20 protein-coding genes are annotated in these 23165 nt (G+C 28.7%); 18 read left to right on the top strand and 2 right to left on the bottom strand.

Going from position 1 to position 23165, the window contains the following annotated elements:
• Window positions 1–13 precede the first annotated feature (13 nt).
• From ACI2WZ_RS01160 to ACI2WZ_RS01200, 9 genes are all read left to right on the top strand, one after another.
• Complete coding sequence (locus ACI2WZ_RS01160) at window positions 14–1507, top strand: YfcC family protein (RefSeq protein WP_500244989.1); 1494 nt, start codon at window positions 14–16, stop codon at window positions 1505–1507.
• A 10-nt stretch (window positions 1508–1517) separates the two neighbouring features.
• Window positions 1518–2447 carry a carbamate kinase gene (gene arcC / locus ACI2WZ_RS01165; protein ID WP_500244990.1) on the top strand — a complete coding sequence of 310 codons (930 nt, stop codon included), beginning with the start codon at window positions 1518–1520 and terminating at the stop codon, window positions 2445–2447.
• 160 nt (window positions 2448–2607) lie between these two features.
• On the top strand, window positions 2608–4269 hold the full coding sequence (argS, locus tag ACI2WZ_RS01170; protein ID WP_500244991.1) for an arginine--tRNA ligase: 1662 nt from the start codon (window positions 2608–2610) through the stop codon (window positions 4267–4269).
• Window positions 4270–4685: 416 nt separating this feature from the next.
• A complete protein-coding gene (gene infC, locus ACI2WZ_RS01175; RefSeq protein WP_500244992.1) occupies window positions 4686–5216 on the top strand; it encodes a translation initiation factor IF-3 in 531 nt (176 codons plus the stop codon).
• A 19-nt stretch (window positions 5217–5235) separates the two neighbouring features.
• Window positions 5236–5430: a 50S ribosomal protein L35 gene (gene rpmI / locus ACI2WZ_RS01180; RefSeq protein ID WP_023789012.1), complete on the top strand. Its 195-nt coding sequence runs from the start codon at window positions 5236–5238 to the stop codon at window positions 5428–5430.
• A gap of 17 nt (window positions 5431–5447) precedes the next feature.
• Complete coding sequence (gene rplT / locus ACI2WZ_RS01185) at window positions 5448–5813, top strand: 50S ribosomal protein L20 (RefSeq protein ID WP_023789013.1); 366 nt, start codon at window positions 5448–5450, stop codon at window positions 5811–5813.
• A 54-nt stretch (window positions 5814–5867) separates the two neighbouring features.
• Window positions 5868–6212: a hypothetical protein gene (locus tag ACI2WZ_RS01190; RefSeq protein WP_023789014.1), complete on the top strand. Its 345-nt coding sequence runs from the start codon at window positions 5868–5870 to the stop codon at window positions 6210–6212.
• A gap of 47 nt (window positions 6213–6259) precedes the next feature.
• The gene (locus ACI2WZ_RS01195) at window positions 6260–6514 is read left to right on the top strand and encodes a hypothetical protein (RefSeq protein ID WP_500244993.1); all 255 of its coding nucleotides are present in this window, start codon (window positions 6260–6262) and stop codon (window positions 6512–6514) included.
• A 386-nt stretch (window positions 6515–6900) separates the two neighbouring features.
• Window positions 6901–9756: a UvrD-helicase domain-containing protein gene (locus tag ACI2WZ_RS01200; RefSeq protein ID WP_500244994.1), complete on the top strand. Its 2856-nt coding sequence runs from the start codon at window positions 6901–6903 to the stop codon at window positions 9754–9756.
• A 114-nt stretch (window positions 9757–9870) separates the two neighbouring features.
• Here ACI2WZ_RS01200 and trpS read toward each other — a convergent pair whose 3' ends face one another.
• Window positions 9871–10884: a tryptophan--tRNA ligase gene (trpS, locus tag ACI2WZ_RS01205; protein WP_500244995.1), complete on the bottom strand. Its 1014-nt coding sequence runs from the start codon at window positions 10882–10884 to the stop codon at window positions 9871–9873.
• A 92-nt stretch (window positions 10885–10976) separates the two neighbouring features.
• Between trpS and ACI2WZ_RS01210 the strand changes: the two genes are divergently transcribed.
• Both ACI2WZ_RS01210 and ACI2WZ_RS01215 read left to right on the top strand, forming a co-directional pair.
• On the top strand, window positions 10977–11780 hold the full coding sequence (locus ACI2WZ_RS01210; protein ID WP_023789018.1) for an NAD(+)/NADH kinase: 804 nt from the start codon (window positions 10977–10979) through the stop codon (window positions 11778–11780).
• Window positions 11780–12142 carry a hypothetical protein gene (locus tag ACI2WZ_RS01215; protein WP_023789019.1) on the top strand — a complete coding sequence of 121 codons (363 nt, stop codon included), beginning with the start codon at window positions 11780–11782 and terminating at the stop codon, window positions 12140–12142. Before ACI2WZ_RS01210 ends, ACI2WZ_RS01215 begins: the two co-directional genes overlap by 1 nt.
• Window positions 12143–12185: 43 nt before the next feature.
• On the opposite strand, the gene ACI2WZ_RS01220 is transcribed toward ACI2WZ_RS01215, so the two are convergent.
• Window positions 12186–12485, bottom strand: a complete 300-nt coding sequence (locus ACI2WZ_RS01220) for a rhodanese-like domain-containing protein (protein WP_500244996.1) — start codon at window positions 12483–12485, stop codon at window positions 12186–12188.
• A gap of 268 nt (window positions 12486–12753) precedes the next feature.
• On the opposite strand from ACI2WZ_RS01220, the gene ACI2WZ_RS01225 reads away from it, so the two are divergent.
• From ACI2WZ_RS01225 to ACI2WZ_RS01255, 7 genes are all read left to right on the top strand, one after another.
• Window positions 12754–13032 (top strand): hypothetical protein, encoded by a 279-nt coding sequence (locus ACI2WZ_RS01225; protein ID WP_023789021.1) that lies wholly within the window; start codon window positions 12754–12756, stop codon window positions 13030–13032.
• Window positions 13033–13079: 47 nt separating this feature from the next.
• Complete coding sequence (locus tag ACI2WZ_RS01230; protein WP_500244997.1) at window positions 13080–13832, top strand: hypothetical protein; 753 nt, start codon at window positions 13080–13082, stop codon at window positions 13830–13832.
• Between the two features lie 514 nt (window positions 13833–14346).
• Entirely contained in the window at window positions 14347–16122 is a 1776-nt protein-coding gene (locus ACI2WZ_RS01235; protein ID WP_500244998.1) for a ribonuclease J, read from the top strand.
• 226 nt (window positions 16123–16348) lie between these two features.
• On the top strand, window positions 16349–16705 hold the full coding sequence (locus tag ACI2WZ_RS01240) for a hypothetical protein (protein ID WP_500244999.1): 357 nt from the start codon (window positions 16349–16351) through the stop codon (window positions 16703–16705).
• Between the two features lie 170 nt (window positions 16706–16875).
• Window positions 16876–19833, top strand: coding sequence for a DNA translocase FtsK (locus ACI2WZ_RS01245; protein ID WP_500245000.1), 2958 nt, complete (start codon window positions 16876–16878; stop codon window positions 19831–19833).
• A gap of 63 nt (window positions 19834–19896) precedes the next feature.
• Entirely contained in the window at window positions 19897–21675 is a 1779-nt protein-coding gene (gene uvrC / locus ACI2WZ_RS01250) for an excinuclease ABC subunit UvrC (protein ID WP_500245001.1), read from the top strand.
• Complete coding sequence (locus ACI2WZ_RS01255; protein ID WP_500245002.1) at window positions 21665–23140, top strand: MATE family efflux transporter; 1476 nt, start codon at window positions 21665–21667, stop codon at window positions 23138–23140. Before uvrC ends, ACI2WZ_RS01255 begins: the two co-directional genes overlap by 11 nt.
• Window positions 23141–23165: the final 25 nt, after the last annotated feature.

Here is a 23165-nt window from a genome sequence, read left to right on the forward strand (position 1 = left end):
TAAGAGGTTAAATATGGACGAAATTAATACCAAAAAAAGAAAACGAAAGTTCAGGATGCCCACTGCATTTACTATATTATTTTTTATAATATTGTTTATAGTAGTTCTTTCTTGAATATTAGGGGGTGCCGGACTTTCATATGATAAGGTACTTGAAAATGGAGATGTTGAAAAAACTAAACTGGTAGCAGTTGGGGTTTTAGATGTCTTTTATTCAGTGATGAAAGGTTTTGTAAACAAAGCCGAAGTAATAATATTCATATTAGCATTAGGTGGTTTTATTCTTGTCTTAATGGAATCAAAAGCCTTAGATGCATTCACACAAAGTTTAGCTAAAAAGTTTAGTAAAAACTCAATTTGGTTGATTCCAATACTAATGACTTTCTTTAGTTTTTGTGGGTCTACTTATGGAATGGCAGAAGAGTCTTTAGGATTTTATATGATACTAATACCTTTAATGTTATCAACTGGATTTGATAAATTTACGGGATTAATGATAGTACTTTTTGGAGCTGGAACAGGAGTTTTAGCTTCTACAGTTAACCCGTTTGTTATTGCATTGGCAGAATCATCAGGTAATTTAAAATCAGGAGATGGTATGGCATTTCGTTGAATCTCTTGAATAGTATTTACAGCTGTTGGTGTTGGTTATGTAATGTGGTATGCTAGCAGAGTTAAAAAAAATCCACAAAAGTCAGTGACTTTTTCAACTTATGAAGGGGACAAAGTTTTTTTCCTAGGAGAAAAACAAGAAGAAGTTCCATTTAACTGAAAAAGAATCCTTTCCCTGGTTGTATTTGCTATAACATTTATACTTATGGTTCTTTATCTTGTAGGATGGGACAGTCTTATAAAATGTGCTGATGCTAAAGGTGCGGGGGATTGAATGAATAAACACATTCCTTGATTAACTGCATTAATACCTGGATTTGGTTCGGGTTATTTAGTTGAGGTTGCAACTTTCTTCTTAATTGCGGCATTATTTATAGGATTGCTAAATTGAAGAGGTGAAAAAGACTTTGTAGAAAGATACATTGACGGAACAAAAGACCTTTTAGGTGTTTGTTTGATCATAGCAACTGCTGCTGGTGTTGGTGTAATTTTAGAAGCTACTCAAATGAATGGTTTCATAATTAAAACTTTAAGTGATGGTATGGGTGGAATGAATAAATCAGGATTTGTTATTGTTTCCTTCTTAATTTTCCTGCCACTTTCATTCTTAATTCCGTCAACTTCCGGATTTGCAGCAGCAATCTTTCCAATATGAGGTCCTTTAGCAACAAGCGTTGGGGCAGGTTCTGGATCAATTCTAGCATTTTCATTTGCTAGTGGGGTTCTTAATCTATTTACTCCGACTTCCGGAGTTGTTATGGGGTCTCTTGGTATAGCTAGAATAGATTATGGTAAGTTCTTAAAAGGTTCTTGAATATATATTGCACTAACAGCCGGTTTATCAATAATAATGTTAGGTTTGGGGTCATTGCTTCCTGCCGGAACAATATTCTAAAGGGGTAATTATGCAAAAAATAGTTGTAGCAGTCGGTGGTAATGCCTTAGGCAATAGCCCACAAGAACAAAAAGAAATAGTGAAACTTACAGCAAAAAATATAGTAAATATGTATGAAAAAGGAAATAAAATAGTGATAGTTCATGGTAATGGTCCACAGGTTGGAATGATAAATTTAGCCTTTGATTCTGCTCATAAAGTTTTGGATTCATCTCCTATGGTTGATTTTCCAGAATGTGGTAGTATGAGTCAAGGTTATATTGGTTATCATCTACAGAACGCAATCGTAAATGAATTGAAAATTAGAAAGTTAAAAGGAGAAGTTGCAACAATAATAACCCAGACAGTAGTCGATAAAAAAGATGTTGCATTTGACTACCCAAGTAAACCAATAGGAAATTTTTACTCAGAAAGCGAAGCCGCACATTTACAAGTTGAAAACAAATGGACAATGAAAGAAGATGCTGGTAGAGGATGACGTAGGGTTGTACCGTCACCAAAACCAATTGACATATTGGAAAAAACTTGTATATCCAATTTTTTAGATAATAATATTATCACCATTGCTGCTGGAGGTGGTGGGATACCTGTAATTGAGCAAGATGATCGATATCTAGGTATTCCTGCTGTTATTGATAAAGACTTTGCGGCTGCCAAAATAGCTGAAATAATAGATGCTGATAAGTTAATTATTCTAACAGCTGTTGAGAATGTGATGATTAATTTTGGAAAAGAAGACCAAGAAGTATTATTCAAGACACCGTTGGCGATAGCAAAAGACTTAGTTGAACAAAAACACTTCGCTGCTGGTAGTATGCTACCAAAAGTTGAGGCAGCATTATCTTTTGTTGAAAGAACAAAAAAAGATGCTATTATTGGATCACTTGAAAAGGCGAACCAAGTTATCGAAGGAACTAGTGGAACAACATTCACTATATAAAAAAATAGACACAAGCGTGTCTATTTTTATTACTATTTAAGATTAAAGATAAATTATATTTAATTAAGTCAATAAAACAGGCAATTTAATAAGGTATAATTTACTGTGTATCCAAAGTGAATTTAGTGTAAAAATATATACTGAGAAGGGAAGATAAACTATGAGCATTATTGTAAAAGAAATTGAAAGTATTTTCAAAGATATCATAAGTAATAATAATCTTGAGGGAGAAGTTTTAATTGAAAGACCAAGAGAAGGAAGTAACGGAGATTTTTCATCTAATTTTGCAATGATTAACTCAAAGTTAAACAACTCAAACCCAATAGAATTAGCTAATAAAATTACCACTGAATTATCTAAAAATAAAATATTTGATAAAGTTGAAGTTGCTGGCCCAGGATTTATCAATATGACTATTAATGAAAAAATTACATTTAAGGTTTTAAATTCCATAAATAAAGAAAAAGAAGCTTTTGGTTCTTCTAAAAGAAAAAATTTCAAGTACAACTTAGAATTAGTTTCTGCAAACCCGACAGGATATTTACATGTTGGTCATGCAAGAAATGGTGCAATAGGAGACTCAGTTGCAAGAATATTAAGATTTGCTGGTTATGATGTTGAAACAGAATACTATACAAATGATGCGGGGAATCAAATAAATGTGTCTGCAGTAACATTGTTTTACCACTATAAATTGTTGTTAGGACAAAATATTGAAAAACCAGAAGAGATGTATGGTGGGGATATGTATATCGAAGTAGCAAAAGCTTTTTTAGAAAAGCACGGAGATAAATTTAAAGATTTAACTTTCAAGGATAATAAGATTTCTGATCCTGAAACACATGAGTTATTTAAAAAAGAATCGATTGAAATTTTTATGCGTGAAATTAAAAAACAACTTATTCAGTTTGGTGTAGAAATTCAATTGTATACGAGTGAAGCTGAAATGTACTCAAGTAATGGAATTGAACATGTTCTAAGTATATATAAAGAAAAAGGAAAGACTTATGAACTTGACGGAGCTTTATGATTAAAAACCACTGAGTATGGCGATGATAAAGATAGAGTTTTAGTCAAATCTAATGGTGACTACACATATATAACACCTGATCTTGCATGTCATCAAGTAAGAATAGAAAGATCAGGTGCTGATAAGTACGTTAACTTTTGGGGTGGTGACCATCATGGTTATATTTCAAGAATGAATGCCGGTCTATCACTTTTAGGAAACAAAAAAGACATATTAAGCATCGATATGATCCAAATGGTTAGATTGATGAAAGATGGTCAGGAATACAAAATGTCTAAAAGAAAAGGGACAGCGGTTTGGCTAATAGATCTGATTGAAATGGTTGGTAAAGATGCAGTAAGATATATGTTGCTTTCTAAAACACCTTCAAGTCATATGGATTTTGACCTAGATGTTGCTGTTCAAAAAAATGCTACTAACCCTGTATATTATGCACAGTATGCAACAGCAAGATGTAACAAAATAATTACTAAGGCAGCTGATATGGGTCTGGATATCAATGAATTAGACACTGAACTTGAAATAAATGATAAAGAAAAACAGTTGATAATTTTGATGGATTCTTTCAATAGAATTGTCGAATACTCTGCTTCTTCAAGATTACCCAATATAATATGTGAGTTTATTCAAAATTTATCAAAAAAATTCCACTCATATTATGGAGATACTAAGATTTTTGATGAGAATAATTTTGCTCTATCTAAGCAAAAAGTATTTTTAATAAAATGTATTTTACAAGTCTTGAGCAATGCATTTAATTTAATTGGTATAGAAGTTATCAAAGAAATGTAGTTTAAAAAAACCTGTAATAACTATTTAAAATAAATAATACAAGATTTAATTGTCAATCTTGTATTTTTTATTGTTCTATTGTTTAAATTAGCACAGTAAATTTTATATGACTAATTAATATACTATTTCTTACACTTTATTCACTAAAAAAATGATTTATTGCTGTATTTCAACTTAAAGATAATCTATAAAGATTTGTAACTTTTTTATAATCTACAAAATTTTTTAAATTTAATATAAATATTTTAATAATATATCTAAAAATGTATTATAATTATTTTGGTTTAAAAGAAGAAGCACGCAGCTCACCGTCACTTTCAGGAAGCGGTAAAACTTATTTATTATTTTAAGTGAAGAAATAAATAATTTATAGTGTGCTCCTAATCTTTTAAGGCACACTTTTTTTTGGAGGAAGAATGGCAGACAATAGAAATGTGAAAGCAGAATTTGTAAATCGTGAAATTAGAGCGAAACAAATTCTTATTATAAATGAAGATGGTTCAAGGGTTGGACCTATTAATAAGTTTGAGGCTTTGAAAATCGCTGAAGAAAAAGGACTTGATCTACTTCAAGTTGGTAATCAAGATAATGTAACAGCAATTGCTAAAATATTAGATTACGGTAAATTCAAATATGAACAAAAAAGAAAAACTAGAGAAAATAAAAAAAATCAAGTTAAAGTCGAAAATAAAGAAATTAGATTAACAGTTGGTATAGGTGATCATGATATTGACACCAAGGCCAGAAAAGCAAGAGAATTTTTACTAGCTGGTGACAGAGTAAAAATCTCACTCAAATTTAAGGGAAGAGAAATCGCATACCAAGATTTTGGTAAAGAAACCCTAAAGAAATTTTTTTCAAAAATAGAAGACATCGCAAAAATCGAAAGAGAGCCGAAACTAAATATTCGTTTCTTAGATATGTATGTAGTGCCTAAAAAAGGTTAAATATAGGAGGGAAATAGTTATGCCTAAAATGAAAACAAAAAGCTCTTTGGCTAAAAGAGTAAAGAAAACAGCAAGTGGAAAGCTTAAAAGAGGTCAAGCTTATAGATCTCACTTAGCACAAAATAAAACAACAAAACAAAAAAGACATCTTAAAAAAGCTCAATTTGTTTCAGCAGGAGACATGAAACGTCTAAAAGGACTATTACAAAACTAAAAGGTAGGTAAGAAAATATGGCAAGAATTAAATTTGGAAAAGTAACTAGAGCTAGAAGAAAACGTTGAATCAAAAGAGCTAAAGGTTACTATGGTACAAAAAAAGCAAATTATAAGAAAGCACACGAACAAGTAGTTCGTTCAATGCATTATGCGTTCGTTGGACGTAAACTAAGAAAACGTGATTTCAGAAAATTATGAATTATACGTATTAATGCTGCTGTTAGACCATTAGGATTAAGTTACTCAAAATTCATTAATGGACTAAAATTGGCAGGTATCGACATGAATAGAAAAATGTTATCAGAATTAGCTATTCACGAACCAAAACAGTTTGAACTTATTGTTGACGCTTCAAAAAAAGCTTTAAACGAAAAAAAATAGTTGTTTTAAAAGCCTTTTTACAAGGCTTTTTATTTTATAGAAAAGAGGTAAATTATGGCCACCTTAAAGGAAGATCACACAATTGAATTCACTAAAGAAGATATTGAGAGTGCTTGAAATAACGCACCGAAATTAATAAATAAAGATGAGAATGAAATGAGATTATGTTTTATATGTAAATTTCATATGATTAAAGAGAACTTCAACAATACTGAATACGGATACTTCGGATGAATCATTGAACTTGTTGACCTTAAAAAGATGTCGCTAGAACAAAAAAACTTTATTGCAATTCATCCATTTTGTAGAGATTATCGTCCTAAACAAAATTGTTCGAAAATATTAAAGAAAGTTAATTATTTGTTATGAAAGTTCAACGAAGAAGAATATGAGAGTTAATCATTTTCAACTATTTTATAATATTATAGTTAAGAGGAGAGTAAGTTATGGCTAAAGATTTGAATAATGTAGTTAAAATCACATCAGTTGATAAAGGAGATTTTTCACCTATTTTAAATGCCCTTGATAGTGGTAAAACTATTTTATTAGCGGTAAAAAAAGGTGAACTAACTTCAAGCTCATTAGAAAATGGACGTATAGAACTTTTAAACGCTTATTGCGAATTTAAAGAAACATCAGAAAATTGTGGAATCTGTGGATGTGGTGAGACAGCAGATACGTTGATATATATTTGAAGATAAAAAATCCGCAAGTGTTTATATAAGCAAGAAAACCTCGATAAAGTTTCGCTCATACTAATTAAATTTGAATTTATGTGCTTTGATATGTGTACAATTATTTCATTGTGCAAGAACAAAAGTATAGAGCATCTTATAAATGATAATAGGTTTTACAAAGTAATTTTGTATCATAAATATAATTCGTGAAATACATAGATACGTTTCTTGTTATCTATTGTATTTGTTTTTGCATTATATTTTTTTAGTTTATTTTAAAATACTTTGTTTTTTTGACCTTATTCATTTTAGAAAAAATCATTTGACCTTATTCAAATGATTTTTTTTAAACTTATTGTTATCATTTTTATTATAAAATAATTTTAGAAAACTTAGAATGGAATCTACTTATGAATCATAATCCTAGCGAAGAACAAAAAGCCATAATAGAAAATCTCAAAAATCAATATAACATTACCGTTGAAGCTGTTGCAGGAAGCGGAAAAACAACTACTTGTTTGTTGATTGCCAAATCTTTCAAAGAGAAAGAAGTCTTGATCTTAACGTATAATAAACGATTAGCTGATGAAACAAAGGAAAAAATAAACTTATGAAATCTAAAAAATGTTAAGGTAAGAACATTTCACTCTTTTATGGGTTATTGATTTAACACTCTTTGTGATGATGACTTAAAATTGGCTAAAATTAAATCTGATAGTAAACCTATTCGAACTGATGGTGAAAAAAGCGATATTATAATCTTGGATGAAGTTCAGGATATGACACCATTAATTTATGAACCTTTGATGAAAATTTTGAAAACAAAATTTTCTCATTCATTAATTTGTGTTTTAGGAGACTCAAAGCAATCAATTTATGGGTTTAAAAACTCAAACCCTAATTTTTTGATTAATGCCGAATATGCATTCAAAGAAATAAATGATTATGAATGGAAAGAAATGAGTTTAAGTGAAAGCTTTAGAATCACTAAAGAGTGTGCAAATTTTATAAACGAAGTGTATTACAATGAGAAAATAATAAACTCAAATAAAAAAATCGATGGTAGTTTCAATTATCTTGTAACAAATGCTTTTGACACTAACTCTCTTTATTATTATTTAAAACCTATCTTTGATAAATACAACGATGAAGATATTTTTATTTTGTCTAACTCGGTTAAATCATCTAGGAATCCTTTGGGAAACTTTGCAACCTTCCTATCGAATAAAGGTCATTTGATTTATAAACCTTTTAGTGATGAAGAAAATATAGTAGACAATGAATTGATGAACAAAATTGTTTTTTCATCAATTCATCAAGCAAAAGGAAGGGAACGAAAAGTAGCGATAATATTTGATTTTGATAATAGCTATTTTTCTCATTATGATAAATATTCAGATCACAAGAAACCAACTAATTTACATTATGTAGCTCTAACTCGGAGTTCAGAAAAAACGATAGTCATCAATCACTTTTCAAATCAAGCTTTCAAGTTCCTAAATTTTAATAATTTGAAAGAATATATACAATATAACATTTCTGAACAAGACAAAGAAACTTGAAACAAAAATAATAACCTAGAATTTGAACCATTTTTCAAGAATGATGTTACGGAAAAAAGTGTGTCTAGTCTTCTTAGTTTTTTACCAATTGAACATTTCAATAAGGAGTTAGAAAAATTTGATATTAAAAAAATTAAATATAATACTAGATACTCTTTAGAACATATTCCGAACTCAAAAAAATTTGTACAAAATAATAAAGAATATTACGAAAACTTAACCGTATTTAACGGGGTATATTTTCCTTTGTATTATGTATATAAAGTTAAAAAGTTAGACAATATAATCGATAATATCAAATCAATAGTAAACTCCGTTCACTCGGAATTGCCAGAATTTAACTTTTTAAAAGAGAAAAAAGAGTGGATAATGCAAGTAATCGAAGAATATGAAAAAAAGAAAATTAATATTTTAAAACTAGTATTGCTGATGTTTGCAATAGATAACCAAGATTTCTCTAGACTAAATCAAATTCAAGAAATTGATTGAATCTCGAAAAAAGATAATCAAACTGCTATGAAAATCTTTAAAGGGTTATTGAGTAATAAATGTGAGTTTGAATATAATATAAGTCTAAAACATAAAGATGGTATTACTTATTCAGGTCGCATAGATTGTGTTGATTACCAAAATAAAACTATATGAGAGTTTAAATTCATTGAAGAAATTTTACCAATTCATAGGTTGCAACTAATTTTATATAAAACAATCATTTATTTAGATGAGCAGTTAAGAGAAAAATTCAAAGATTTTAAATATTGTTTATTTAACTTGAAAAAAAGCGAAATTGAATATATTAACTACATTGAACCCAAGTTAGTAAGTTTATTTAACAAGATAATAAAAATACAAAAAAATAAAAATAGTTTAAACAATAAGCAGGAGGATTTTGAAATTTATATAAATGAAGTAAACTCAAGATTACAAACAAAAGTTTTTCATAAACTAGTTAATAAAAAAACTCGTTTTGATATAAACCTCTCTTTCAGTAAACAATTTAAAAATCATAAAGAACTTATGAAAGAAATTATAAAAACGAGTGAAGATAAATATGTAATTATAGATTTTGAAACAGTCAATAATATGTACGGTGTTATACAATTTGCAATGATAGTCGTTGAAAACGGTAAAATAGTAAAAAGTTTTAACGAATGGTTGAAACCCAGTCCTTGATGGTTTGATGAGTTTATTATAAACTCAGTTAGAGATGAAGAAAACCAGTTATCTATTGAGGAAATTCAAGAATGGTCGCTACAGTTTAAAGATAAGTTAACTTTAAAACAATATTTTAAAAATATTAAGGATTATTTTAATGGAGACTATGTGGTATATGCACATAATGCAGCTTTTGATGTCTCATCAGTTATAAAAAACCAACTTCGTATCAATAAAGATTTCATATTTGTTTGCACAGTACAATTATTTAAGAAACTATTGCCAAACTTAGAAAATCATAAACTGAATACAATTGCAAATCATTTTGATATTAAATTCAATCATCATGATGCCTATGCTGACGTGATGGTTATTTATGATATATTACAAGCAAATTCAGCAAGTATGAAAGAGTGAACTATGTTAGCAATTGAAAGAGGTATGAAACTAAGGGTTTACTTGAAAGAAACGGTTTTTTTAAATGTAAACGGTCATTTAAAATACTTTCAAGATAAGTGTATTAAAAATAAAAAAATAAAAAAAGAATAACAAAAACATAATTTTAATTATTATTTTAAACTTTCAAACAAAAAACTATCGAAATCTCGATAGTTTTTTATTATGCTCATTATCATAAAATTATTATATTTAAAGAAATACTAATTATTTTCTTTTGTAACTTAACCCAACAAGGTTTAACACCTTATTCATTTTTCTACTTGCAATTGAAGTTGCTTTTTGAGCACCTTGTTCCAGTCATTCTTCCACTTCTTTAGAGTTAAGCAATTGTTTGTACCTGTCTTGTATATTTTTAAGTAAATCAACAACAACAGAAGTAACTTCGTTTTTCAATACACCATAATCTTTGCCTTTAAAATAGTTTTCTGTTTCTTCAATATCTTTATTTGTTAAAGATGAATATATTGTCAAAAGATTACTTACTCCGGGTTTATTTTCTGGGTCATAACGGATGATATTCTCAGAGTCAGTCACAGCTGATTTAATCTTGTTTTTAACAACTTCCAAATCATCTAACAAAGCAATATAACTTTTAGGGTTTGTGCTTGATTTAGACATTTTTTTAGTTGGATCCTGTAAATCCATTATTTTGGAACCTATTTTTGGCGTATATTCACCAGGTAATGTAAACATTTCTCCAAACTTGTTATTCATTCTTTCGGCAATGTTTCTTGTTAACTCAATATGCTGTTTTTGATCTTTACCAACTGGAACTAATTCTGCATCATAAAGCAATATATCAGCAGCCATCAATGTTGGATATGTCAACAAACCTGTTGGAACAAACTCTGTACCATTATCTGATTTGACCTTAGAAGCTTTATCCTTGAATTGTGTCATTCTTTGTAGTTCTCCTAATGTTGTATTACAAGTCAATATTCAACCCAATTGAGTGTGTTCAAGGACATCACTTTGCAAAAATATTGTTGATTTTTCAGGATCCATACCGCAAGCAAAATAAAGAGCCACCATACTTTTAATATTATTTCTTAATGACGCTTTGTCAATCGGTGTAGTAATACCATGTAAATTAGCAACAAATACAAACATTTCAAACTCTTCTTGAAGATCTACAAAATTCTTCATAGCACCAATATAATTTCCTAATGTCATTTGACCGGTTGTGGTTATACCAGATATCATTCTTTTTTTATTCATTTTAATACTCCTTAAAGTTTTACATAACTAATTATACAATTTATTTATTTTTATAAAATAAATAAGTAAAATTAATGGAAAGGGCGGTATTTATGTTCAAATTCAATGTTGTTAAAAATGATTATGATTCTACTATTAAACTAAGTAAGGAACTTATCGAAAAGTTATACCTTAAAGGTTGAGTCTTAGAAGAATCAAACCCTAATTTCGTTTTTGTAATCGGGGGTGATGGTACCTTTTTGAAAGCTGTTGCCAAATATCAAAATCAATTACAGAAAACAAAGTTTATACCCTTTAAATTAGGGGGTATTGGTTTTTATACCAACAAAAATAGAGTTGATGACTTTGAACAAATACTGGAAATGATTGAGGAAGAAACTTATAGTATTTATGAATATGAAGTTTTAGAAATCAAAAACGGTCAGAATCGTTTCTATGCAACGAATGAGATAAAAATATTAAATGAGCGAACAGCACTTTATATAGATATTTTTATCAATAACGATTATTTGGAAACCTTTCATGGAACAGGTCTTGTAATATCTACTTCAAATGGAAGTACAGGGTATATAAAATCAACGGGTGGAGCTGTAATTTTACCTAAAAATCAAATGTTATATCAATTACAAGAACTTGTCCCTATAAGCACCAATAAATTCAGAACACTCAATTCTCCAATAATATTAAACAACAGTTATAAGCTTAATTTGAAATTAGAGAGTATCAATGAACTTTTGATTTGCGATACTCAAGTCATAAAGTTAATCGACAAACAAATCTCAATTAAAGTAAGTGATATCAAAGTAAGTGTAATCAGCCACCAATGTGAAAAAGAACAAAGTGAAATCAAAGTTCTAAGAGATATATTTATTAAAGATAAGGAAAAAGTGATTTAATGGATCTTACAACAATTCTGATAACATTTACTTTTATTATATTAGCCTTAATGCTATTTACTTATTTATCAATTGCTAAAAGAATCAACATCAAATTCAAAAAAAATAAATTAATAAATATTGAAACAGCATTCACTTATCCAAACATAATAAAATATCTGGGTGGAATAGAAAATATTGAAGAAATTGATGATAATAACAAAATAAAACTGGTAAGTACTTCCCTAGTTAATCTTAAGAGTCTTAAAAAGCTAGGATTAAAAGTTAGCATTGAAGATGATAAAGTATCCTTATTTATAAAAGGCTTCGATCTTAGTAATTTTTATAGAAGATTAAAAAAGGATTTGGCAAATCAAATTTAATATATAACTTCATCATTAGATTACTATCTAATGATGAAGTTTTTTATTTTTTAAAAATTTTCATATACCTATAGATACCACCATCAAGGTAATCGGCGTCATACCCTTTTTCTCTTAAAAATTGTGCTGCTTGAGAGCTTCTGTTACCAGCATTACAAACAGTTATAATTTTCTTATTCTCGTGATTTTTTAAGATTTCTTCATAATTACTATGTAAATAATTCATCTCATAATTAATGGCTCAATCTAATTTAGCGAGTGTTTTCACTTCCAAAACAGTTCTTACATCTATTGTTAGAACTTGGTCCTTTATTTCATTGTAATCAGTCACATTTATTCCCATACTTAACTCCTTAGTTACTACTTATTATTATAATTCAATAAATGAACAATATGTATAGTCTCGCTGCTTAATGTTTATATACTCAAAATTAACTTAAAAATGAAGATTTTATCTACTAAAATTTGTTTTAATTGAACAAATAAAAGCTAATATGAATATCAATTGATTCTTCCACTTATTTCTTTAGCGTATCTAAAAAACTTATAGGACTATTCTTTATAAATTGTTATAATAAATAAGTTGATAAACATATAAAAGGAGATATAAAATGAATAAAGAAAGTAAATTAGCAAAAATTGCCTACATATTGATGATTGTGAGTACAGTATTATCATCATTTTTCATTATACCTTTGGCATGAATGATTCCAATGACATTAGCTGTTAAAAAAAGGGTAAACGAATATTCAGATTCACTTGTTTTAGGAATTTGTTGTTTACTATTTACTGGAACATTTGGGTTCGTATCGGGTATACTACTACTTGTTAACAAACAAGAAAGTTATGACGAAATTGATAATACAAGTGTTGAGCAAAATGTTAACTAGGTTTGAATTAAGCTACAAAATTAGAATCTAGTTGAGTTAAGAAATAAATGAAAAAATATTATTGAAGTTTTGGCATAAGTGCATCTGTTCTTAGTATTGCTATGAGTATAGTAAGCTTTTCGATGGCCTTATTATTCACAATTGAATTATTAAATGAAGGTTTTATTTTAATACCGTTAATTTATATTCTGTGTTCATTCTTCATGATATTTTTTTCTATTTCATGTCTTGTTTTGATCAGTTTTGTAAATAAACAAAATAACATATTAATTGGGTCTAAATTACTTATTGCTATTAATATTATTTGATTCTTTCTATATTTATATTTAATTATATTTAATTCTGTTTTTAAAGCCGCGTTTATGATCAATTTGTTTCTATTAATCGTAGTTTTTATTATGGTTACTTTTTCAATTTTGTTTATTATTAAAGCAATAAAACATAAAGGGTATGTGATCTTTACCAATAAATATAAAGAAAAATATAATACATACAATGAGAAAATTAACACCGCATACAAATTAATGTTAGCGGGAACAATCATTAACTCGTTTTTAATATTACCCTTAGCATGATTGATACCTATGACATTGAAAACTAAGAAACTTATCTATGTATATGATGAAAGTACCGCTTTAGGGTTATGCAGTATGATTTTTGGAAATATATTTAATTTCATAGCAGGACTTTTTATATTAAATAATAAACCATCTGATTACAAATTGTTGAATAACAAATCATCGCAAGCAATAAAAAATAAGAATGGGTTGGTCTATATAAATGTATTTGAAAAACAATAAAAATATTGTAGTATTTAGCAATCAAATACTAAATAAATTCGTACATATGAAAAATCCACATAGTTTTTTTTTTGGTTTTAATAGTATTTATGATGTAACTTACATTTACCACTTTTTTGAAGTGATCTAGAAAGTGTTATAAAATTATTTTTTTAAATACTTCTTAGTGAGTTTGAATAAATTTTACCGAATTTGTAAAGATTCAATATCATACATCTTAAATAAAGATGTTTTTTTATTTCTTATGAATGCACTTTTCTTGAATAAGAAATGTGCAAAAATATGTAGGATTTTTCTTTAAAATATTATAAAATTAAATTAACGATTTAAAATATTATTTGGCATAAAGAACTACTAATAATAGAGAAATTTTAAAAATATTCACAAAAAAGTAAATATAACCTATAATTAGAGAGTTGAATTATCTGTTTGTAATCATGAACTTTTATAGAATGATTACATTATCTATAATAAAAAAATCAAATTTTATAATTTGCAAGTAAGGAGAAAATTTATGGCAGAAATAAAATTCTTGGCACTTGGTGGTCAAGACGAAAGAGGAAAAAATATTTTCATAGTTAGTGTTGATGATGATTTATTCGTTTTCGATGCAGGTATCAAGTTCCCAGAAAGAAGTATATTAGGTATTGATGTTGTAATACCAAGTTTTGATTATCTAAAAGCTAACTCAAAAAGAATCAAGGGAATATTTTTATCAAACCCAAGCAGTAATAATGCAGGATCAATAAGTTATATTTTAAGAGATATCGATGTTCCTGTTTATTGCAATGAGCTAACAACAACAATATTAAAATATCGTAATCTTAAATACAGAATTAAAAATAGAGAAAATAACTTCAAAATAATCAAAGATAAAGAAATAATAAAGTTTGGTAAGAACAGTATCGAAGTTTTTAGAGCCACTGCAAGCTTCCCTGAGTCTTTTTGTTTCGCATTACATACAGAGGATGGAACAATTGTTTATGCTGGGGATTACATAATGGATGGTAATGAACAATCTTGATTCTCAACTGATATGAACCACTTATCTAAGATTTCAGAAAAAGGAGTCCTAGCTTTCATAAGTGATTCAGAATTTGCTTCAAGAATTGGATATACTGTTCCTAATCATAGAATTGAAAAATACATTACAACTCCGATGAAGGATATGAAACACAGAATAGTTTTAGGGATATTTGAAGAGGATGTATTTAAACTTTTTGAAATTATAAGACAGGCAAAAGAGCAAGGAAGAAAAATGGCCATATATGGCAAAACTTTAGTGAAAGTTGTTGAATCAAAAATCATTCAAGATTCATTGGGAATTTCTAAAAATGACATTATTTCTTTAGAAGAATATGCTAAATCTGAAGATGGTATCCTTATTTTAACAGGAGCCGGTGACTTATTATATTCAAGAATGGCGAAAATAGCTGCAGGAAACGACGACATTATAGAGTTTTCTGAAAAAGATGTAATAATATTAGCAACTCCACCAGCAGCTGGTGTTGAAAAAAGACATGCAGAGATATTAGATGAATTAGCAAGAACTAATGCAAAATTGATTGCCTTAAGTGATAAAAATATTTGATCTATGAGAGCAAGTTACGAGGATATCAAACTTATGACAAGGATAATGAACCCAAAAAGTTTTATTCCTATAAAAGGTTTGTACAAAGACTTTTTATGTGCTGAAAAAGCGGCACAAGAAGCTGGTATTAAACCTGAAAATATCCAACTAATAAACAATGGACAAGTACTTAGAATTAACAAAAATGGAAAATTAATAATTAGTTCAGAAGTAGTTAAAACTAGCGATGTTTACGTTGATGGTATTGGAGTCGGGGATATTGGTGCTGTTGTTTTGAACGAAAGAAAACAATTAGCAACTGATGGAGCAGTTATCATCGGGGCTAATTTGGATGACAAAACTAAAGAATTAGTCTCTTTAATAGATATTCAAATGAGGGGTGTTATTTATATACAAGATGACAACCCTATATTCAAACTTCTACAAAAACAAATTATTGATATATTTGATAAACACCGAGAGGCTATGAAAATAAACCCAAACTCATACGATATGTCCTTAATTAAAAAGGAAATAATATCTCGTACCCGTTCAACTTTAAAACAAGACACAGGGAAGCAACCAATTGTTTTAGTAATAGTAAACGAAATCAATACAGGTTCTTTCTATGAACCGAGAAGAAGAGCAACCAGTTTTAACACGAGGGTTGTTAATACAAATAAAACAATCGCCGTTAACTCAAATGATAATACTGACTAATAATTTCACTCTAATATTTTTTTAGTTTTTTAAAAAGAATTTTACTTTAACTAAACTTATAATATAAGTGTTAAAGGGGAATAAAATGATGAAAAAATTAAGATTAGTGTTAGGTGTGTTCGGAGCCTCAGTAACAAGTTCATCTCTTGTGGTATCTTGTAGTAAATAAACTGATGATTTTTGGAAAGAAGATTACAGTAAACTCACTGAAAAAGAAAAAACGGAGTTGATTATTTCTTTAAATAAAGAAATTGAGGCTTTCAAGGAATGATTGGATGACGAAAGTTCTAAGAATAATCCACCAAAAGAAGGTAATCCGTTGATCAATTCAGATAATGTCTACAAAACCTTAGTATTTCTGGATGCTATGTATAAAATATCGCTAATTCCAGGAGCAAAAGATATTTGTACGGAGAATAAAATAGAAAATTGAAGGCCACAAGACTCCGATGATGACGAGGTCGAGACAATAAAGATTATTGTAGAGAGAGTAAGCCAAGAAAGCATTATTATAAGCAAAGAAGCTGCTTTTGAGGTTCGAGAACACACTAAAAACTGAGTTTATAAAAAAAACGTATATTAAATAAAGTTATCTTTTGATAACTTTATTCTTTTTTTTACTTGAAAACTTATAACTTATCCTTTAATTATGTTAGAATTTTTTAAATATATTCTATTTTCATTTATATTAAAAATAGAGACTAAATTATATTAAAATGATAAATATAAGGGCAAATAAACAAAGGAGTTTTTATGAATAATTATAATGGTTTTCCGGGCGTACCAAATGATAATGATAGAACTAAAGCATTCACTGTTCATAAAAAACAAAGAAGGTCTGACTCTATTGGTTGGATTCTAACAGCTTTAATCTTATTTTTCTTGAATATAATGTCACTAGGTAGGATAACAATAGTTGGTCAATTATTAGATGATATAATTTTTACTTTGCCATTTGGTTGATTTAAGTATTTTTTATACTTGCTATTTTTCATAGTGGTTTTTGCCGTGTATTTTGGTATAAAGTTTAAGCCAAAAAAAAGATTTTTGGCAATGATATTCCTTACTTGAATAATGTTTTGTTGAATATTTACCTCAGTTTTATTTATATGCGCTTACCACATAAATAATCCTGGCCTAGTTATTGAACATTATTGAAGCAAAAGTATTCTTCAAGACTCTATCAAATCATATTTAGCAACTTGAAAGCTACACTCATTTTTTGGTAATGCAGAAGGTAGTTTACTTTGGTCAAGTCCAACAAGTTATTTTACCACTTGAGCTGGGGGTGGATTAATAGGAGCAACTTTGGCAGGAATTTTTTCATATACAACAATATATGGTTCTTTAATAGTGGCAACTTTCTTCTTCTTTCTTAATATGATGTGAATTTTTACAGGAAATCCTTTTTATTTCTTTAAACCTAAGCATAAAAGAGTGTTTAAAAGGTTAAGAATTCTTTCGTTAAGGGGAAAGAATAATAATTCAAAGGTAAGAGTTAAAACTAAAAAAGGTATTTTTAATATTATAAGTATTGATGAAGAAATCAATCTGAATGATGTTGATATAATTTCTTCTATTAAGGACTCTGATATAACGATTGAATTACCAAGTTTTAGAAAAGAAATGACATCAGAAATTTATCAACAACCAGACGAAAAGTTTTACAGTTCAAATCTGGATATAGAAGTACCTAAAATTAATAATCCTATTAACTTTGATGATCACAAGTATATGAAAAGAGATGAACCAATTTATGCACGCGGGGTTAAAGGGTATAGAAAAGTTGTCACTGAAAATTATGATAACGTTGAGAGTGATATAAATAGTCAAAAGGCTCCAACTCAAGTTACTAATGAGTTTGATTTTGATAAGCAATTTTTACCAAGACGTAAACCAAAAGAAAATTTTGATTACACAATACCATTAGAGTCAAAATATGGTAACGTGTCAACTGAGGAAGCTAGACAAAAGTTTAGCAAAGAGACTTCAATTACCCCACACGGTGCTAACGGTCATACAAAAGAAATAATAAAAGAATTAGTTAAAAAACCAGTTAATAAAGAAGGACCTAGTCAAATTTCACTAGAAGACTTTATAAATAGTAGTATCGAGGAAAAAGAGAAAAAAAATAACTCTCTATACAGTATTGATGACTATACTTCTCCTATGGAAGATATTTTTACTAAGTCAATTATTAACCCTGGTAATAGTTTTGTTAACAGATCAAATAATAATCAAACAATTGAAATAAATTCAAACAAAGCGGTTGATAAAGAAATATTTGTAAATGCCGGTTATAGTTTACCAAAAACAGAATTATTAAATTCAGATACAAACACTCAAAATGAGTTGCTTGAGATTAGAGAGAAAGCTAAACTAAAAGCCAAGGCTATTAATGATACGTTCGCACAGTTTGGTGTAAAAGCAACTGTTAACAATATGAATATTGGTCCAAGTGTTACGAAGTTTGAGGTTTTACCAGGAGTAGGTACAAAAGTAAACAGTATTACAAGTTTAGAAAATGACCTAAAATTAGCATTAGCTAATCAAAATGTTAGAATTGAAGCTCCAATTCAAGGTAAGGCAGCAGTTGGTATCGAGGTACCGAACGATAAAGCAGCCATTGTCCCATTTAGAAGCGTAATTGAAAATGTTCCTTTGAAAAATATGAACTCAAAGTTACTTTTTGCAATTGGAAAAAACGTAAGTGGAGAAATGTTATTTGGAGAGCTTGATAAAATGCCTCACTTATTAGTTGCTGGTTCAACAGGTAGTGGTAAATCAGTTATGATAAATGGTATTATTTCTTCTATATTAATGAGATCTAAACCACACGAAGTAAGGTTTCTAATGATAGACCCTAAAAAAGTAGAATTATCAATTTATTCTTCAATACCTCATTTATTGGCACCAGTTATAAGTGATATGAATCTCGCAAATAGTGCTTTAAAAAAAGTAATAAATGAAATGGAAAGAAGATATGCTCTATTCACAAGTAACAGTGTCAAGAACATTGAAGGTTATAATTCTAAAATGTCAGCACCTTCAAGAAGATTACCATACTATGTAATCATTATCGATGAGTTGGCTGATTTAATGATGACAGCTAACAAAAAAGATGTTGAGGACTCTATCATGAGACTTACTCAAATGGCAAGAGCAGCAGGTATACATTTAATTGTGGCTACTCAAAGACCATCAACAGATGTCTTGACAGGGGTAATAAAATCAAATATTCCAGCAAGAATTGCTTTCTCTGTTGCTAGTTCAATCGACTCTAGAACAATACTAGATTCTGGTGGAGCAGAAAAACTGATTGGGAGAGGTGATTTACTTTATGTGCCACCAGGAAGTTCATCTTTAATAAGGGCACAAGGTTCATTTATTAGCGATGAAGAAATAGAGAAATTAGTTTATCATTGTTCAAATCAACAACCTCAAATATTTGATGAGGAGTTTATGATTGAAGAAAACGAATATAACGAGTATGGTGGTGGTTCCTCTTCTCAAAGAGATCCAATGTTTGATGAAATAAGGTCTTATGTTGTTAGAGAACAAAAAGCTTCAACCAGTTTATTGCAAAGGAAATTCTCTATAGGATATAATAGAGCTGCCAAAATAATTGATGAACTTGAAGAATATGGTGTAATTGGCCCTCAAAACGGTTCAAAATCACGAGAAGTTTATGTAAAAAATGAAGAATTATAAAAAAACACATTAGCAATGTGTTTTTTTAATGGTATAAAATATAATATTGAAAGAGGTAACAATATGAAACTTGCATCACAATTAAAGACAATTCCAGAAAAACCAGGTTGTTATCTATACTTCAATAAAGACGATAAAGTCATTTATGTCGGAAAAGCTAAAAACTTAAAAAAAAGAGTGAATTCTTATTTTAATAAGGCACATAATTTTAAGACAACTAAGCTAGTTCGTGAGATTTTTAAACTTGAAACTATAATAACAGATAATGAGAAGGAGTCTCTTCTTTTAGAACAAAATCTAATAAAAAAATATAAGCCAAGATTTAATATCGTATTAAATGATGATAAAAGTTATCCTTATATTGCAATAACAAATGAAAAAGACCCGATGTATTTGTATACACGTAATTATGACAGAAAAAACAAGATCTCTTTTGGTCCATTACCAGATGGGACAAGTGCCAGAAATATTATGAGAACATTAGAAAGAATTTATCCATTGCGTAGATGTAAAGGTAATTTAAATAAACCTTGTATACATTATCATATAAACCAATGTAGTGGTGCTTGCTTTAAAGAAGTAGATAAAGATTACTATGATAAACAAATTAAACTAGTTCAAGATTTCTTTGACGGAAAGTCAACTGATGTCAAAGAGAAATTACAACAAAAAATGTTTTTAGCTTCAGAAAACCTTCAGTTTGAAGAGGCTCAGAGAATCAAAGAAATAATAAGACATATGGAATTTACACTTATACAACAAAGTGTTGATTTAAATGACAATCTTAATAGAGATGTATTCAATTATTTTGAGTATGATAATTATATTTGCTTTACAGTATTATTTTATCGTGGTGGAAAATTAGCCCTTAAGGATCAAGATATATTCAAATACGAAGGCCAAAACATTTTCGAAATGATGAAAAGTTTTGTGATGCAAATTTATGCAAAAAATATATTATCAGACTACATTATCCTACCTTCTGAAATAGAGTTGGATGATCTTAAACAATTATTTGGAAACAAGGTACTTGATGAAAATGACACTATATCTAAAAAACTTTTAGATCTAGCTAAAAAGAATGCTCAAGAATTTTTATATCAAAAAATTAATTACAGTGATCAAAATGTTTTAACAAAAGAAGAATTGTTAACAGAATTGCAAAACACTTTAAACTTACCCAAATTCCCATCTCATATAGAAATGTACGACGTAGCAAATATTCTAGATGAGTTCGTAACTGGTGCAATGGTTGTTTTCAAACAAGGTGTTCCGAGTAAGAATGATTTTAGAAAATACAATATTGATATTGAACACCCTGACGATTATCACAGAATGCAAAATATGATAGAACGTAGATACTCTAAGGATAAAGATGATCATGGTAAGTGAGCAGACTTAATAATTATGGATGGGGGTATTATTCAAGTAAACGCAGCAAGAGAAACACTTAATAAACTTGGTATCAACATACCTATAATTGGTCTTGTTAAAAATGACCACCATAAAACAGAATATGTTTTCAACCACGATAATCAGAAAATTTATCTTGAAAAAAATACACAATTATTTAAAATGTTAGAAAGTTTTCAAATGAGAGTGCATAATTTTGCAATCTCTGGATTTAGAAAAAGACAATCCAATAACCTATTGAAGGATGATTTGGTTGCTAATGTAAAAGGTCTAGGTCCAACAACTGCTAAAAAGCTTTACGAAAGTTTTCTGACTTTAAAAAATATTAAGGCTGCTAGTTTTGATGAATTATTGGCGATTATAAAAAATAAACAAACAACAAAAAACTTATTTGAATATTTAGGTAAGGAAGAAGCAAATGAAAAATAATAAAGACAAATCAAAACTTAAGACATCTAAGAATGATGTTATTGTTTTTGAAAAAATAAAAGTACCTTTTTGAAAAGTTGAAGACTTAAAAGATATAACAAAGATGGCAATTCCTATCTTTGTGCAATTATTATTCAATATAATCATTGCCCAAATAAATTTAATAGCTATAAATTGATATGATGGTGGTGTTTACTCTGAAGCTGTTTCAAAAGCAGTGTTAAGTTATAATACGTTACAGTTCATTCCAAGTTTGATCTCGACAGGAACAATCGTAGTAGCAGGTAATTTGATTGGTCAAGGCAGAAAAGACGAAGTTTCTAGAGTAGTGGTATCTGGACTAATAGTAAATTTAATGATAACTTCAATAATTTTTGTTTTTATTGAATCATTTGCAGAGCAAATTGTAAAATTAATGGAAGCAAAAGACACTCCTATAATAGGTGCTAACACATATGAAAAAAGCGAATTACACTTTGTATCAAAATATTATCGCTTTTTGAACATAAATTTAGTGTTGTTATCAGTAACCCAAGTATTTGTAGCTGGCCTTCAATCTATGAAGAAAAGCTTACATGTTACTATTGGTGCGATACTAGCAAATGTGATTGATTTGATAGTAGTAATGGTGATTCTATATGCTACTAATGTCAACCCCGTTTATAGTGCGCTTTCGTTAACTGTAACTGGGATTTTTCAAGCTATATATATGATGTTTATGAATTTTAAGTTTATAGATTTTAAAATTAATAAGAAAAAACAATTAAGCTGAAAATACTCAGTTGAAACTATTAAAACTGGTTTACCAATAACAATCGAAATGGGTGTTTGAAATTTATGTAACTTTGCGACAGGAATCGCAATAGCTAAACTATCAACAAATGCACCAATCAGTAACGAATTTTCATGATTAGTGTTGCATCGTGACGCGAATAATATCGGACAATATTCTGCCGCTTTTATACAAGCTATGGGAACGGTTACATCAGTGTTTGTAGCTAGAAAAATTGGTGCAAATGATCGACAAGGAGCTTATGAAACTGGTATAAATTGTTGAAAGGCAGCTATTTATGCCACAATAATATCTAATATTGTGATGATTTGTCTATCGTGGCCGATGTTGAAACTACTAAATACACCAACTGAATATATTTGACCTTGAGGAATTACATTACTTTTAATATTCTCTGTAAAACTTTTAGTTGATACTGTAAATATGACTTTATTAAGAGCTTTGTGAAGTGCTGGTGATTTATGATATCCAATAATAATATCATTTATAACTATGGGTATTGGTATGGTTGCTATACCATTTACCATCGTCTATGCTTTTAATGCTGTTGGTGGATTTGGATTAATATTTGTTTATTTAGGAATAATTGTAGACCCTCTAACAAGGTCTATAATTTACATAATAAGATGATTAAAAGGAAAATGACAAAATTATATACATATTATTGATTAAAAAATGTATAATATCATAGTTAACA

The organism is Spiroplasma endosymbiont of Megachile willughbiella, assembly GCF_964273395.1.
GTDB classification, from domain to species: Bacteria; Bacillota_I; Bacilli_A; order Mycoplasmatales; family Mycoplasmataceae; genus Spiroplasma_A; species Spiroplasma_A apis.